A 14,395-nucleotide genomic window follows, 5' to 3' on the forward strand; every position below is an offset into this window, starting at 1 on the left:
ACTAAAATGGATATTATCTATTTTCTAAAAGAAGCCATGTTATTGATCGTGATATTATCAGCGCCAGCACTGATTGTAACTACCGTCGTCGGCCTGGTCGTTTCCATGTTTCAGGCAATCATGCAGTTACAGGATCAAGCACTGCCGTTTAGTATCAAGGTATTGGCCATCACCATTACCTTGTTATTAACCGGTCGCTGGATGGGGGAAGGAGTATTACAACTCTGCCAAACCGCGTTCACCATGATAGAAACGGTAGGTCATTAAATGGAGAGTTCGCAATTTGATGATATTATGCCCTATCTTTTAACTCTCTCATTATCTGCCGCACGGATTTTCCCCTGTGTTCTGTTAATCCCGGCACTCTCGATGAATGTGTTAAAAGGGGTAATGCAAACCGCAGTAGTGATGGGGTTATCGCTTTTTGCTGTTCCCATGCATTTTCAGCAGGTGAGCCAGCTTAATTATGATTTTTTCGCCTGGTGTTTTATTTTTATTAAAGAAATTGCCGTGGGTCTACTGATTAGCCTGTTTATGAGTATCCCTTTCTGGGTTTATGAATCAGTAGGAGCGCTGATTGATAATCAAAGGGGGGCCTTGATGGGTGGGCAAATTAACCCGCAACTTGGACCGGATGCAACGCCAATTGGTTATCTTTTTAAACAGTTAGCTATCTTATTTTTAATCGTCAGTATTGGCTTGCCAATGCTGCTGCAATTTGTCTGGGATAGCTATAAACTATGGCCGATCGCCGCCACTTATCCGTTTCCAGGTAGCGAAGGTTTTGAAATATATAACAGCTACCTGCAAGCCGGTTTTATTAAAATGGTGTTATACGCCGGGCCGGTGGTCGGCTTGCTAATTCTGATTGATTTTTGCTTTGCGGTTATCGGCTTATATAATCCGCAATTGCAGGCCACTATGGTGGCGATCCCGCTTAAATGTCTGATTGCGCTATTTCTTATCCTTCTATATCTGGGTATTCTTCAGGACTCTTCAGAATTATATTTCTTCGAATTTATTAATTTAAACAAAATACTTTCCTCTGTGGTAAATAAAGGTTGAAACTATGAGTGAAAAAAACCAAAAAGCGACACCACAAAAACTAAAAGAATCGAGAAAAAAAGGTCAAGTACAACAAAGTCAGGATATTCCAAAATTATTTATTTTTGCCGGCATTATGGAAACTTGCTTATTTCTGGTTGACAGCAGTGTCGACAGGCTACAATCGGTAATTACGTTCTCCCTCGATCGCATGTTAATCAACAATAATGCTGTTTATGAAGAACTGCTATGGAATAGTCTGCTTGTCCTCGCACCCTTGGTGATTATCCCTTGCGCTATCGCTTGCTTTTTAAGAGTATTGGGTGGTTGGGTACAGTTTGGTCCGCTTTTTTCAGTGGAGGCATTAAAACCCAAAGCAGAAAACATGAGTCCCATGGGACAGTTAAAGAAAATGTTTGCCGGTAAACAGTTTGTGCAACTGTTGATCAATTTTATTAAAGCCGTTTCCATCGCGGGTATTTTCTATTTATGTTTATATCCGCAGTTAAATACCCTGGTACTGCTAATCCATGGCACTTTAGATGAGTATTGGCATGCTATTTTCACTATACTCACACATTTATTACGTTGGATCCTGCTGTTATTGGTCGTCATTAGCGTAATAGATTTTTTTATCCAACGTTACTTTTTCCTTAAGCAGCAAAAAATGAGCCGTGAGGATATTATGGATGAGTATAAAAAATCTGAAGGCAGCCCGGAGATCAAAAATGCCCGGCGTTCCATTGCTTACGAACTCAGTCAACAACCTGGCAATAACCAGACGAAAACCAATATGAAAGACGCGGATGTGCTACTGGTTAATCCTACGCATTTTGCTGTCGGTCTGCATTATCGTACTGGCATAACGCCATTGCCCAAACTGTTGTTTAAGGCCAGCGGGGCCAATGCGCTGGCCTTGATCGACCAGGCGCAGAAATCCAAAATACCGGTAATTAAAAAAGTGTGGCTGGCACGTAAACTCTATCACACCAGTAATGAAGGGGACTATATTCCGCGAGATTGCTTACGTCCGGTGGCAGAAATCTATAAACTTTTGCAAACCCTGGAAAAAAATCTCGTGCTCAAAAACGAGCCTTCTACCCCGCCCGGCAATGACTAGTGTGCCGCGATACTATCATGGCACATCACTTCAGCAAGTTATCTGGCAAGCAAAAGCTTGCCCGGGCAAGAGATCGGTCATATGGCTAATGACGGAGAGTCGCCTGGCAATGAAAGCCCGTTAAATTATATTTTATTAAAAATATCCCAGGATTTTGCCGCTCTGGAAAGCATAAGCTGGCTTACTGCGCTGTCTGTTTCAAAAAACAGTGCAATAACCTGCTCCTTGGTGAGATTACAATACTGTTCTCCGTCGTCCCCCCCTATAAATATCTTGGCAAAAGAAAACAAAAGGTCATCAATCTGCTCATCAGCAAAATCCCCGATCTGTAAATCTTCAATAAAACGGATTAACTCATTGCCGAAGTAGATCACCGATTTTTTGGCCATCGCTTTAAGATTATCTTCACTTTGTGCACAGCTCCCTGCCGGGATGACATCAATCCCCAGAGTGATCACCGAGGAAGACTTATAGGTTTTATATAACCCTGAACGATCGCAACGGCTATTCAAATAGGAAATACTCCGCCGAAAACTCGAGTTAAGAGCCTCCTTTACCTCATCGAGAGATTGAAACAGTGTCAGGGTCGCTTTGGCGATCCCGCACTCGGTGGAGATCAGCAAAAAGGCACTTTCACCATCAAGGGTGCCTTTAACAATAAAATCGTTATCCAGCGGGAGCTTGATACTCCGCAGTTGCGCATCTCTTTTATTTTTCTGCGATGGACCTTGTGCCTTTATTCTGACATTGCGATAAATTACATAGGGGATAAAAAAGCTTAATTCACCATCAGTAAACAAAGAACACTCTTTATACGCCAATTGGCTTATTGTTGACTCGATCCGGGCTTCATAAAGTTTCTTGAGGAAAGGAAAAATATAGCGTCTTATCTGCTGGACAACAGATTTTATCCTTTCATCAAAGTCAGCGCTATTACCATAAATCGCGATAATATTACTGAGTAATAAATCATTGCTGATGATAAGATGGCCCAAAACATGCTGACAGAGTATCTCCATTAAACGGTCAGGAATTTCAACCGAGAAGTGTTGAATACTGTCGATAGCCATTATCGCCTGATGCAGGCTAATAACCGATTTCACAGCACGATCCTGCTTTTTGAGCAACTTTTTCAGGCGCTGCAGGTGGATTTGATCACAGTGTACCGCACCGATATGTTTCTCTTTCACATGTTGCGATAATTTATTAATCATATTAATGAGTTCGGCTCTTTTCACTTCCCATGCCGATTGACTCATTACCGGCTTTCCGCCAGCACATAGCTGATACTCTTGATAGCTGAGACTTACGGAATAGATAAGATCTTCGATGGTAAAACTGGCCTGTTGCAAATCATCACTGCTGATGGTGTTTTTTGATCGAAAAAGCAGCTCTTTATTTAGCAGTTCACTGAAACCTGCCGTGCTACTCATGATTATTGAACAATCGGACAGTGTATTTATTTCCACTATTCGGCCAGGATAATTATCACGTTCCATTTTTCCGGTTAACCTCACCCATTAATTAAATACAATAAACGCTAAGTCATATGGTAATAAGTATTATTTTTTCGCAACAGGTTCCATTTAGACAGTTCAAGGCAGGATCTTCTTTTTAATCCTATCATCTGGAACTACTTAATTGTTTTCCCCACATAATTTTGACCCTAGCAGTCAACTATTTTTATAAACCAATCCAAGGAGAAAATAATGAATCCTATCGGTATGATCAGCGGTGCAGGATTTGAGGGCGGCATGCAGGCTATTCAGGCAAAAATGCAGGCAGACCAATTACAAAAAGCGATGCGCGATGCAGAAAACGCCAAAATTAATGGTATCGCAGACAGCGCAGCCAAAGCCGGTTCTGCGGCATCACAAATTAAAGTCCAGTATTAATCGTTAAGCATCTCCACCGTGCGGACCGACTCTGCGCGGTGGAGATCCTGCCAACTCAGGATATTGCAGCCATGAAAATTTCGCCGCACTTCGTCGCTCAGTCATTGATGAATTTCAGTCACCAGCCGCGACCCACATTAACCCCGCCTTCAACAGCCGATGCCCAGTGGTTTGCTGCACAGCTGTCACCAACCAAGACCGTGGTGGACAGCGCAGACAAGCCTCTCTCGCGTATGGCAGCAGGTATTGCACAATACGACAAGAAAAGTGGCCAAGTGCTGCACGATCTGGATGTTGCTTCCCGTTCGTCGGATATGATGGATTTCAGCCGGGCCAACGCCGAACTCTCCGACTTTTATATCCAGAACCTGATGAACTCCAAGGTTATCAACAAATGTGTGCAAGGGATAAACAAACTTGTTTATATGCAATAACATGATGACAAGGCACTTATTAAAAACTTTATTCGCACTGCTATGGGTGATATCAACCGCAGGCTGTAATGGTGATACGGTATTAAATAGTCAGCTTGAGGAGAACGAGGCTAATGAAATTATCGCCACCCTCAATAAAAATAATATCAGCACACGAAAACTGTCAGAAAAAAACGGTATCGCCATTGCCATCAACAAAAGTGATATTGAAGATGCGGTGCTTATTCTTAATGCTGCCGGGTTACCGCGCAAAGAGAAAACCAACCTTGGGGCTGTTTTCCATAAAAGCGGTATGATCTCCAGCCCAATGGAAGAACGCGCACGCTATATCTATGCTCTCTCTCAGGAAGTCGAGTCAACCCTATTACAAATCGACGGAGTAGTCACCGCCCGAGTCCACGTGGTATTACCCGAACGTATTGCGGCCGGAGAACCTGTGCAACCGGCATCGGTTTCGGTGTTTATTAAATATCAACCCAGTCTGGATCCGGACAACGTTGAGTATCGCATCAGAAACCTGGTTTCTAAAAGCATTCCGGGTATTACGGAAAAAAACTCCGACAATATTGCAATAACATTTTTCCCGGCGCAGCACTATGAAAGAAAAGTATCTTTTCTGGAAGTGGGAGTTTTTAAATTTACGTACAATCAGTTAAATATTTTTGCCTGGTTTGCCCTTTGTAGTTTGATACTATTTATTGCCTGCTATTTATTAGGGATAAACCTCAGCAAAATTACCGCACTGCTTAAATTTAATCGTTCTCGTGCAGATAAATCTTTAGGTCAAGATCATGATGCCAATCGACAATGAGCTACTGGCCAGCGAAACAGCTTTAAGTTGGGTGCGTTGGTGTACTCGTGATTACTGGCAATATGCTGATGAAAGCTGGCATCAGTATGATTTTTTTCAACTCGCCTTATCCCGGCAGCAAGTTATCGCCAGACTGTCGCCCTCGGCCCTGCAACGCAGCCTGCAAGTCAACGAATTGCTGCCTGGGTCGCCCGTGCCGATGGCCATAGCAATCAGCGCGCTGTCATCGGCCAAACGGCTTGATATGTTGATATTGGTGAGCGAGATTTGTTTTCCTGGCAGTTATTGCCATCAGTTACTGAATGAGCCACAAATCTGGTGTCGGCGCATCGCCAGAGCACTATTTTCAGATAATAAATATCCGATTAAACAGCTGGCAGAACCGTCACTGGCCGAAGGACTGATTATGCTCCGCGCCTTATATCCTGACTGCTGGAGTCGCCTGCGGCTGCTGTTTCCTCGCTCCCTGACCCTTGAGGTCGATCCCCTGCCCCTGACGGAGACACCGTCCGGCAAATTACTCTCCCTTTGGCATGCAGTGATATGGCAATGCCAACAGCCTGGGAAATTACGCTATGTGGATTAAAAAGAAAATCAGACTGCCGTTGGACAATTTTATCCTGGCGGGACCCATCCTGCATGCCCCTGACATCGAGGCATGTCAAAAAGCGCTGGCCATTGAAAAACAGGCCAAAGCAAACGCTAAAAAGATTGGCGAGCGCGCATTAAAAAAAGCCGAGCAGAGCATTGAGGAGAAAATAAAGCGGCAGGAAAGCCTTTTCTGCCAGCAAACCCGGTTTTTTTTTCAGGACTGGGAAAAGCAACGGCATCAGTGGCAGGAAGACTTACTTAGCCAGGCAGAGCAGTTCATTAGCCAGGCACTGTCTGTGATCCTCGATGAAATAGCGCCACGCCAGCGTATCCCGGCAGTATTGCGTCAGTTACTCCGTTTTCAGCCAAGCCAGCATGCAGCCACCCTCTACTGTTGCCCTGCGCAACTTGAGGAAGTCAAACAGGGTCTGGCCGAACAAACGCATCTCAATTGGCAGGTACAAGGGGATCCCGGCCTGGCGGCCGACCATTTACTGTTAACCACTGACCGGGGCGAGTGGCAAACCAGTTGGCCAAAAATAGTGGCTTATTTATTACCGTCCCCACCTTGCGCAAATGAATCGCCGATAAATATGCCGTCAGACAACGGAACTGATTAACAACAATCTGTCACTCAGCAATATAACTCGACCGGAGAAATAGCCATGAGATTATTAGACCCTACCCAGGTCCGTTTATTTAGCCAGGTGAATCGCACCTACAATAATTTATATCAAACGGCGAAAGAGAGCAGTAATAAACCTTACAGTATGTCTGATATGTATGCTTTCCATAATATGTTGATGGACGTTTCCAATGCCAACTGGGCCAACGCGCAATATACACAATTTAAACATGGCCTAAAAAAAACCATTATTGAATCCTCGAATGGATAATGAGATTCGAAGGCAACATCATCTTTTACTGCGAGATTGGCGAGCAGCCAGCTACATCTGGTCAACAAGTTATATTAGGCCTCAGCGAGGAAATACCATTGCGAACTCTTATGGCGTCAAGAATGCGGTTGCTTCGCGCTACGCTGTTTAGCCTCTCTTGTTTCGCTGCCAATATACCGGCAGCGTTCGCCGAGATCCCCGATGAGTGGAAAAAAGGCGCCTACGCCTACTCTGCCGAGAGTACACCGCTGACGGTGCTATTGGCAGATTTTGCCGAGACCTATGGTGTAGTACTGGATATGGAACCGCTTGAGGAACGTCTGGTCAGCGGCAAGTTCCGCGCCGAAAGTGCGCAGGACTTTATCTCGCGATTTGCTATTGAGTATAATTTTCAATGGTTTGTGTACAATGACACTCTGTATATCAGCCCGCAGTCGATGCAAACCTCACGACGTTTTGAAATTACCACCGACTCGGCACTTGATACCCGCCAGGCGCTAAAAGGTATTGGCTTACTGGATCCCCGCTTTGGCTGGGGCGTATTACCCAGTGAAGGAACAGTGCTGGTTTCTGGCCCGCCGAGATATATTGAGCTGATTGAGGGTTTTATTAAGAAAATAACCAAACCCGCTGAGCTGAAAGAAGAAGTGATGGTGTTCCCGCTTAAATACGCCTCGGTGGCCGACCGCACCATCAAGTACCGCGAACAGACCCTGACCATCCCTGGAGTGGTGACGCTGCTTAACGAACTGTTTGGACTGGGTAACGTTCCTTCTGCCGCCGGTAGCGAAGATCTGCGCTCAGGTCCCGGTAAAAATATGGCCAACCAAGCGCAGGCAGAAAGCAATAATGTGATGACACAAATGGTCTCACGCAATAATCATTTTAAAAAAGAAGCCGACAGCTTTGCTGCCAGCACCACCTTCTCCGCCGATATTCGTAATAACAGCGTGCTGGTGCGCGATGACAGTCGCCGACGTCCGGAATATAGCGCGTTGATCGCCTCGCTGGACAAGCCGCAAAAGCTGGTGAGAATTGACGCGGTGTTTATTGATATCGATCGCGACGAACTCAATCGCTTGTCTGCCGATCTGGCCGGAAAAATCGGCAATATTGTTACCGGCTCCAGTATGGCCGGCGGTGCTACCAATCTGTTTTTAACCAATTTGCACAGTTTTATGGCCAAGGTTCAGGCGCTGGAAGGAAAAGGTTCGGCCTCTATTGTCGCCAATCCATCAGTGCTGACCCTGGAGAATCAACCAGCGATTATTGATTTCAATAATATGGCCTTTGTCACGGCCATAGGGGAACGGGTAGCAGAGATCAAAACGCTGACCGCAGGTACCAGTCTGCGGGTAACACCGCGGGTAATGACCGATAAGGTCACCTCGCCGATCCAGCTAATCATTGATATTGATGATGGAAAAATCAAAGAGGACGACGACGGCAAGGCCAAGGGTACCAAAAATGCCAGCCTCAGCACTCAGGCCCCGGTGGACACCGGACGTTCGCTGGTTATCGGCGGCTTTAATGTGGCAGAAAATGGCGATCATACTCGCCGTATCCCGGTGCTGGGCAGTATTCCGCTGATTGGTACGCTGTTTCGTTCGACACAGCAGGAAGCCTCCAGGCGGGAAAGAATATTTATCATTACGCCGCATCTGATTGGCGATCAGGATAATCCCTCACGCTATGTCAAAAAGGAGACTGCGCCTGACGTCGCTGAACACCCTGGCATTTCCCCCGCAACACCCGGCGATAAAAAGCAACTGATCACGGATATTATGCTCAGTCTGATTAATCACCGCGTGCCGGCAAATATGAGTGCCGAAAAATTCGGTCCCGCGCTCAGCGCTTTTTGTGAAGTATCACTGAGTTTTGCTATCAACAATGAAAACACCAAGTGGTACAAAAATGAAAATATGCTGGTACTGGAAAGCAAAATCTCCAATTACCTGAGCGCAGAACAAAAATTCAATATTAAGAATTGCAATAATCCGCGAATTCTTGGCGCGTCACTATGGCCCAATAAGCCCCTGAAATCGGGAGAGTCGGCCAAAATCTATCTGGTGGTAGCGAACCATTAAAAAATACGGCAAGAGATCCATTTAGCGAGTTTGGGGTATCGTTCAAAATAAAGGAGGTTTTCTTTGCAAGGACAACGACTAAAACCTGCGGCCATCTGCTCGGTATTAATGCTTTTGGCCATGGCAGGATGCGCCAACCGCCCCTCTGAGCAAAACGGCTGCACGGCAGACAATGCGCAACAGCTGTCAATCTGGTGGGGTCAGCAAGTCGCCGATAAAGAGCACGAGTTCTCTTGCGTCAATCTGGCAAACCCGGGTTAATAACGTTGAGATGGCTTGCCATAAAACAACGCAGACCAACATTAGCTGGCCTGCGTTTTATCTTGTCGCGGTGATCTATTAATGGAAGAGGGTCATCAGCTTGCCTAAAATAATGCCCATCACGCCAAAGTCGGCATCACCGAAGGTGGTGGAATTTGACAGTCCGCCCAGCACCGACAGCAAAATCGCCGGCAGGAATGAAATAATCAAACCGTTGACAAAGGCACCAATAATCGCGCCACGACGTCCGCCGGTCGCATTACCGTAAACCCCGGCAGTGGCACCACAGAAGAAGTGAGGCACCAGACCGGGAACGATAATGCTTAAGCCAAGCATCGGGAAGAAGAACATGCAGATCAGCCCGGCACAAAAGCTGCTCAGAAAGCCGATGATCACCGCATTTGGTGCAAACGGAAACACCGTTGGGCAATCCAGCGCCGGTTTGGCATCTTTGACTACTTTATCGGCAATGCCCTTAAACGCAGGCACGATTTCGGCAATCACCATACGCACACCGGCGAGAATGATATACACCCCGGCAGCAAAGGTAATCGCCTGGATAATAGCGAAAATAATATAGTTCTGTCCGCCACTGACCTGAGTTTCGGTAAAGGTCTTACCGGCCACCAGCACCAGGATCACAAACAGAATAGTCATGGTTAACGCGATGGCAATCGATGAGTCATGTAAGAACTTCAGGTGTTTTGGCACCTTGAACTCTTCCGTCGAGCGGCTGCCTTTCCCCACCAGCTTACCCACCAGCGCGGCGCAGAGATAACCCGTAGAACCAAAATGGCCCAGGGCAAAGTCATCGCTATTGGTAATTTTGCGGGTAAAGGGCTGTAAAATCGCTGGTGAGATCACCATTAAGGCACCCAAAATTACCGAGCCAACCAAGACCAGCGTAAAGCCGCTCAGTCCACCGGTGGTCAGGATCACCGCCAACATGGCAGCCATATAGAGCGTATGGTGACCAGTCAGGAAGATATATTTTAGTGGCGTAATACGCGCAAAAAGAATATTGAACAACATGCCCAATATCATGATCATCGCCGTCGAAGTACCAAAATTCTTTTGGGCGATTGCCGAGACAACGTCATTATTAGGCACCACACCCTGAATATTAAAGGAGTGGACAAATAATACACTGAAGCTGGTCAGCGTGGTGGCAATTACCCCGGCACCGGCAATCAGGATCAAAAAACCCATAATGGTTTTCAGCGTGCCGGAAATGGTGTCGGAAAATGATTTTTTTTGCAGAACCAGGCCAATTAATGAGAAAAGCCCCACCAGAATCGCGGGTGTCCCCAGCACATCATTAATAATAAAGCTAAGCATAGACAGCTCCGGGTAAAAGAGATTATTTATAGTTATAAGTTGTTGGCGAGGATTTCTTTTATTTTCGCATTATCCAGCAGATTGGTTAGCCCAAAGACCTTACGATTGCCGTCGTCAAGATTGGCAATAATTTCCGTGGAGCCAATATAAATATCTGCCGACTCTGACTTGGCCGAACTTAAATCGGTATGGCTGACATCGGCGTCTTTTCCCAACTCTTTAATGATTTTCTTGACGTTCATTTCAACAATAAAGCTGCTGCCAAGACCATTGCCACAAACAATCAGGATCTTTTTCATATCACACCTTCATTTAGTATTTATTGATAAGGGCATTCAGTGCCGGGTAAGAATCGGCAGCAATCAACGCCTTGAAGTCATCTTCATTGCTAAACAGCTCCGCAAGACGGGAAATCATTTGCAGATGTTCATCGCCATTGATGGCACAAAGCATCAACACCGCATAAACCGGATCATTCTCCGCGCTGTCAAAGTGCACGCCCTGTTTGACATACAACAGCGACAGGCCGGCAGCCTTGACGCCTTCTTCCGGCCGCGCATGGGGCATGGCCAGACCAGGGGCAATAACGTAATAAGGGCCAAGGCTCTGGTGCGAAGCAAAAATAGCCTCCACATAAGCCGGTGAGATCGCCCCGTCGCGCAGCAAGGGTGCAGCGGAAAGGATGATGGCTTCACGCCAGTCTTCTACTCGCTCTACGATATTTATTCTGTTCTCTGGTAACCATTCGGCGAGCATAAGCACCTCGTTCATATAATGTTTTCAGGAGTATATGTGAAGCATCTGGCTATTTTCTGTGACGAAAATCGCAAAAACTGTTAGCGCTAACATGACATGCGATAACATGATGTTAACGCTAACAATTATACTGACTATCGACTATAATCGCCGGCAAGCGTACAAAGGGGAAGGCGCAACAGATTGAATTGGCAGGATGAACCGTAGAGGAATCAATGAAGGCAAAACCACGGCGTAACTCAGGTAAGAGTACACTGGCTGATGTGGCAAAAATGACCGGCGTCAGCACCATGACCGTCTCCCGGGCACTGAGAGAACCCGACAAGGTTTCGCCGCAGGTGCGCGACAAAATTGAGGCGGCGATCAATGAGTTAGGCTATGTGCCCAATCTGGCGGCCAGCAATCTCGCCTCCTCTACGTCGCGTCTGATCACCATGATTGTACCTTCCCTTAACACACCAGGCTGTGCGCCTTTTTCACAAGCGCTGCACCAGAGTTTAAAGCCCAAAGGCTATAATGTGATCCTGGCAGAAGACCACTACACCTCAGCCAGCGAATCTCGACTGGTTGAAATGATGCTGTCCTATAATCCGGCAGCGATGGTGATGTTTGATTTTGACTGCTCGGAAGATTGCAATAATCTGCTGCTAAAAACCACGCTGCCGGTGGTGCAGGTTGGCGGGGTAATGATCTCCCCTATTGGCGTAAATATTGGCATCAATTACGGCCTGGCCATTAAACAATTAATCAATGCGCTGGCACTGAAAGGCTATCAAAATATCGGCCTGCTGTGTGGCGCCCATGAACACCATGTGGTGCAGCAGATCCTTAGCGGCTGGCACTCCGCCATGCTCTCGCTAAACCAGTCACCCCATCGCATTGTCAGCAGCTCTTTACCTCCTGATATCGACAGCGGACAAAGCCTGTTACCGGAGATCCTGTTGACCTGGCCCGAGCTTGATCTGCTGATCTGCACCTCAGACGAACTGGCCTGCGGTGCCATTGCCGCCTGCCATAAAAAAGGCATTGCCGTGCCCGCCCAATTGGCGATCACCGGCCTGGGTGACAGCAATATGGCGCAGATCTGCTCACCGGCGCTGACCACGGTCGCCATCCCCTATAAGCAAATGGGCAGCCTGACGGGAAAATATATTCTCGATGTGCTGGAAGGCAAGGAGATGGCCGAGAATCTCACCCTGCCAACCCAGTTGATGATGCGCGGCAGTACGTTGCGCTAATCTCTGTAAGCGCGACGCAATCTGCGGCGCGCTGTTATATTGGTTTTTTACGCGGTTATGGCCGACTTCGCTGCCCCTTGCACAACCAACGACTCACCGCCTGCTTTCGTTCCCCGGTCAAAATCTCCCCACCTGTCACAATTAAAATAAAACATCGTTTCATAAATTAGAATCTGGTGAGGCTGCTCTTGGTTTTTTGGCCATATTTCCGCTAATAGTGGCCAAATCACCAAGGTTTAGTTGCCTGACTCGCTCTACTGTCAATGCCAATCCGTTTGAGTTGTCCGGAGCACGTTGTTATTTGCCACTGTCTCGATCGGGGAGTTTTCGCATGATCTCTCGCAAGATTGGATTGGTTCACTATCTCGCCTATGGTGCCGGGGACTTTCTTGGTGCGGGGACCACGGCGCTCACTGCCGCTTGGCTGCTCTATTTCTACACCACCTTTTGTGGTCTGACGCCGATAGAAGCCACCTTTATTTTTGCCCTCGCCCGCGTGCTGGACGCGGTGATCAGCCCGTTGATGGGTTTTTTGACCGATAACTTTGCTTCCACCTGGTTAGGTAAGCGTTTTGGCCGCCGCAAGTTCTTTATTTTACTCGGTATTCCCTGCGTTTTCAGTTATAGCCTGATGTGGGTCGGGCAGATGGGTTATCTCTATTATCTGCTGACCTACCTGCTGTTTGATATGGTCTACACCATGGTGCTGGTGCCTTATGAGACCCTGGTGCCGGAAATGACCGACGACTTCAAGAAAAAGACCAAGTTCTCCGGGGCGCGCATTGCCCTGGCGCAGCTGTCGGCGATCCTTGCTGCCTTTCTGCCTGGGGTTTTACTCGGTATCTTTGGCAAGAACAATGCTATTTCATTTTTCTACGCCAGCCTGGTGTTCTCGGTGATCTGCGCCCTGGTACTGACATTGGTCTGGTGCTTTACCTGGGAGCGTTCAGCGGATGATTTCTCCGCCGAATCGCGCCGTGCCGAAGCCGAAAAACGCGGGCTGAATCTGGTCCAGAGCCTGAAGCGGCTGGTCGTCGAGCTGGCTTCCACTTTCCGTATCGGTATTTTTCGCCAGCACCTGGGCATGTATCTCGGCGGCTATATCGCACAGGACATGTTTAATGCCGTCTTTACCTGGTATGTGGTGTTTGTGCTGATGCAAAGCGCGCAGATCGCCTCGGATCTGATGGGTACCATGGCAATCCTGCAATTTATCGCAGTGATGGGCATGATCCCCTTATGTATCCGTCTCGGGCCCGCTCCGGCCTACCGCCTGGTGGTGGCATTATTTGCCTGTAGCGCCCTGTCTTACGCCGTACTCTGGTACGCCGGAATGAGCAACAATTTCTCGTTGCTGCTGGTTATCTCGGCGGTCGCCGGGCTGGGACGCGGCGGCATCAACTATGTGCCCTGGAATATTTATACCTATATTGCCGATGTGGATGAAGCCATCACCGGACAGCGTCGCGAAGGCATTTTTGCCGGGATTATGACGCTAACCCGCAAAGCCTCACAGGCCGGTGCGGTAATGTTGGTAGGTATTCTGCTGCATCTCTCCGGTTTTATCTCGGGCAAGGCGGTACAGACTGAGGCCGTCACTCATACCATTATGCTGATCCTCAGCGGCGGCACCCTCTGTACGCTGGCGCTGGGTTTTATTATCTCGCTACGTTTTAAGCTCAATCTGCATACCCACCGTATCCTGCGCGAAGAGACGCTAAGAATGCGCCAGGCCGACCGCATTGTGCCGGAACAGTTATCGCCGCAGGCACGAGGTACGGTTGAAATGCTGACAGGTATGCCTTACGAAAACCTGTGGGGTAACAACAATATTGGTTTCCTTAATCGCAACAAGGCCCCGGCGTCTGCGTTGCCGGTGGCGCAATCCGGCATAACGCCAATCACTCCTCCGTTAAAAAGATAG

The 14,395-nt window shown here is 47.6% G+C and carries 17 protein-coding genes; 13 read left to right on the forward strand and 4 right to left on the reverse strand.

All coding sequences use genetic code 11. The annotated features are described in order from the left end of the window. Positions 1–6 precede the first annotated feature (6 nt). Genes sctS through GW590_RS00630 form a run of 3 tightly spaced genes read left to right on the forward strand, consistent with a single transcriptional unit; the run spans position 7 to position 2,164 of the window. Complete coding sequence (gene sctS / locus GW590_RS00620; RefSeq protein ID WP_169401102.1) at positions 7–267, forward strand: type III secretion system export apparatus subunit SctS; 261 nt, start codon at positions 7–9, stop codon at positions 265–267. After that, positions 268–1,065, forward strand: coding sequence for a type III secretion system export apparatus subunit SctT (sctT, locus tag GW590_RS00625; RefSeq protein WP_169401103.1), 798 nt, complete (start codon positions 268–270; stop codon positions 1,063–1,065). 4 nt (positions 1,066–1,069) lie between these two features. Continuing rightward, entirely contained in the window at positions 1,070–2,164 is a 1,095-nt protein-coding gene (locus tag GW590_RS00630) for an EscU/YscU/HrcU family type III secretion system export apparatus switch protein (RefSeq protein WP_169401104.1), read from the forward strand. 125 nt (positions 2,165–2,289) lie between these two features. Here the strand turns inward: GW590_RS00630 and GW590_RS00635 are convergent, their stop codons facing one another. Next, positions 2,290–3,663 (reverse strand): hypothetical protein, encoded by a 1,374-nt coding sequence (locus GW590_RS00635; protein ID WP_169401105.1) that lies wholly within the window; start codon positions 3,661–3,663, stop codon positions 2,290–2,292. Between the two features lie 210 nt (positions 3,664–3,873). Here GW590_RS00635 and GW590_RS00640 point away from each other — a divergent pair, with 210 nt between their 5' ends. The 8 genes from GW590_RS00640 to GW590_RS00675 all read left to right on the forward strand — a co-directional run bounded on the left by GW590_RS00640 (position 3,874) and on the right by GW590_RS00675 (position 9,139). Beyond that, complete coding sequence (locus tag GW590_RS00640) at positions 3,874–4,059, forward strand: hypothetical protein (RefSeq protein WP_169401106.1); 186 nt, start codon at positions 3,874–3,876, stop codon at positions 4,057–4,059. 71 nt (positions 4,060–4,130) lie between these two features. After that, on the forward strand, positions 4,131–4,493 hold the full coding sequence (locus tag GW590_RS00645) for an EscI/YscI/HrpB family type III secretion system inner rod protein (protein WP_169401107.1): 363 nt from the start codon (positions 4,131–4,133) through the stop codon (positions 4,491–4,493). Beyond that, complete coding sequence (gene sctJ, locus GW590_RS00650; RefSeq protein ID WP_235955822.1) at positions 4,477–5,304, forward strand: type III secretion system inner membrane ring lipoprotein SctJ; 828 nt, start codon at positions 4,477–4,479, stop codon at positions 5,302–5,304. The genes GW590_RS00645 and sctJ overlap by 17 nt, the downstream gene beginning before the upstream one ends. Beyond that, entirely contained in the window at positions 5,285–5,890 is a 606-nt protein-coding gene (locus GW590_RS00655; protein WP_169401108.1) for a hypothetical protein, read from the forward strand. Before sctJ ends, GW590_RS00655 begins: the two co-directional genes overlap by 20 nt. After that, on the forward strand, positions 5,880–6,515 hold the full coding sequence (gene sctL, locus GW590_RS00660; RefSeq protein ID WP_169401109.1) for a type III secretion system stator protein SctL: 636 nt from the start codon (positions 5,880–5,882) through the stop codon (positions 6,513–6,515). Before GW590_RS00655 ends, sctL begins: the two co-directional genes overlap by 11 nt. A 45-nt stretch (positions 6,516–6,560) precedes the next feature. Then, complete coding sequence (locus GW590_RS00665; protein ID WP_169401110.1) at positions 6,561–6,791, forward strand: HrpF protein; 231 nt, start codon at positions 6,561–6,563, stop codon at positions 6,789–6,791. 122 nt (positions 6,792–6,913) lie between these two features. Next, a complete protein-coding gene (sctC, locus tag GW590_RS00670) occupies positions 6,914–8,878 on the forward strand; it encodes a type III secretion system outer membrane ring subunit SctC (protein ID WP_169401111.1) in 1,965 nt (654 codons plus the stop codon). 63 nt (positions 8,879–8,941) lie between these two features. Beyond that, positions 8,942–9,139: a hypothetical protein gene (locus tag GW590_RS00675; RefSeq protein WP_169401112.1), complete on the forward strand. Its 198-nt coding sequence runs from the start codon at positions 8,942–8,944 to the stop codon at positions 9,137–9,139. Between the two features lie 78 nt (positions 9,140–9,217). On the opposite strand, the gene GW590_RS00680 is transcribed toward GW590_RS00675, so the two are convergent. From GW590_RS00680 to GW590_RS00690, 3 genes are read right to left on the reverse strand one after another with little or no spacing between them, the layout of a single operon-like run. Continuing rightward, a complete protein-coding gene (locus tag GW590_RS00680) occupies positions 9,218–10,477 on the reverse strand; it encodes a PTS ascorbate transporter subunit IIC (RefSeq protein WP_169401113.1) in 1,260 nt (419 codons plus the stop codon). A 32-nt stretch (positions 10,478–10,509) separates the two neighbouring features. Then, positions 10,510–10,776 (reverse strand): PTS sugar transporter subunit IIB, encoded by a 267-nt coding sequence (locus GW590_RS00685; protein WP_169401114.1) that lies wholly within the window; start codon positions 10,774–10,776, stop codon positions 10,510–10,512. Positions 10,777–10,789: 13 nt separating this feature from the next. After that, positions 10,790–11,233, reverse strand: a complete 444-nt coding sequence (locus GW590_RS00690; protein ID WP_169401626.1) for a PTS sugar transporter subunit IIA — start codon at positions 11,231–11,233, stop codon at positions 10,790–10,792. 215 nt (positions 11,234–11,448) lie between these two features. Here GW590_RS00690 and GW590_RS00695 point away from each other — a divergent pair, with 215 nt between their 5' ends. Together GW590_RS00695 and GW590_RS00700 are read left to right on the forward strand one after the other, a co-directional pair. Next, entirely contained in the window at positions 11,449–12,471 is a 1,023-nt protein-coding gene (locus GW590_RS00695; RefSeq protein ID WP_169401115.1) for a LacI family DNA-binding transcriptional regulator, read from the forward strand. A 331-nt stretch (positions 12,472–12,802) separates the two neighbouring features. After that, positions 12,803–14,395: an MFS transporter gene (locus GW590_RS00700; RefSeq protein WP_169401116.1), complete on the forward strand. Its 1,593-nt coding sequence runs from the start codon at positions 12,803–12,805 to the stop codon at positions 14,393–14,395.

It is taken from the genome of Rouxiella aceris, assembly GCF_012933545.1.
Lineage (GTDB): Bacteria > Pseudomonadota > Gammaproteobacteria > Enterobacterales > Enterobacteriaceae > Rouxiella > Rouxiella aceris.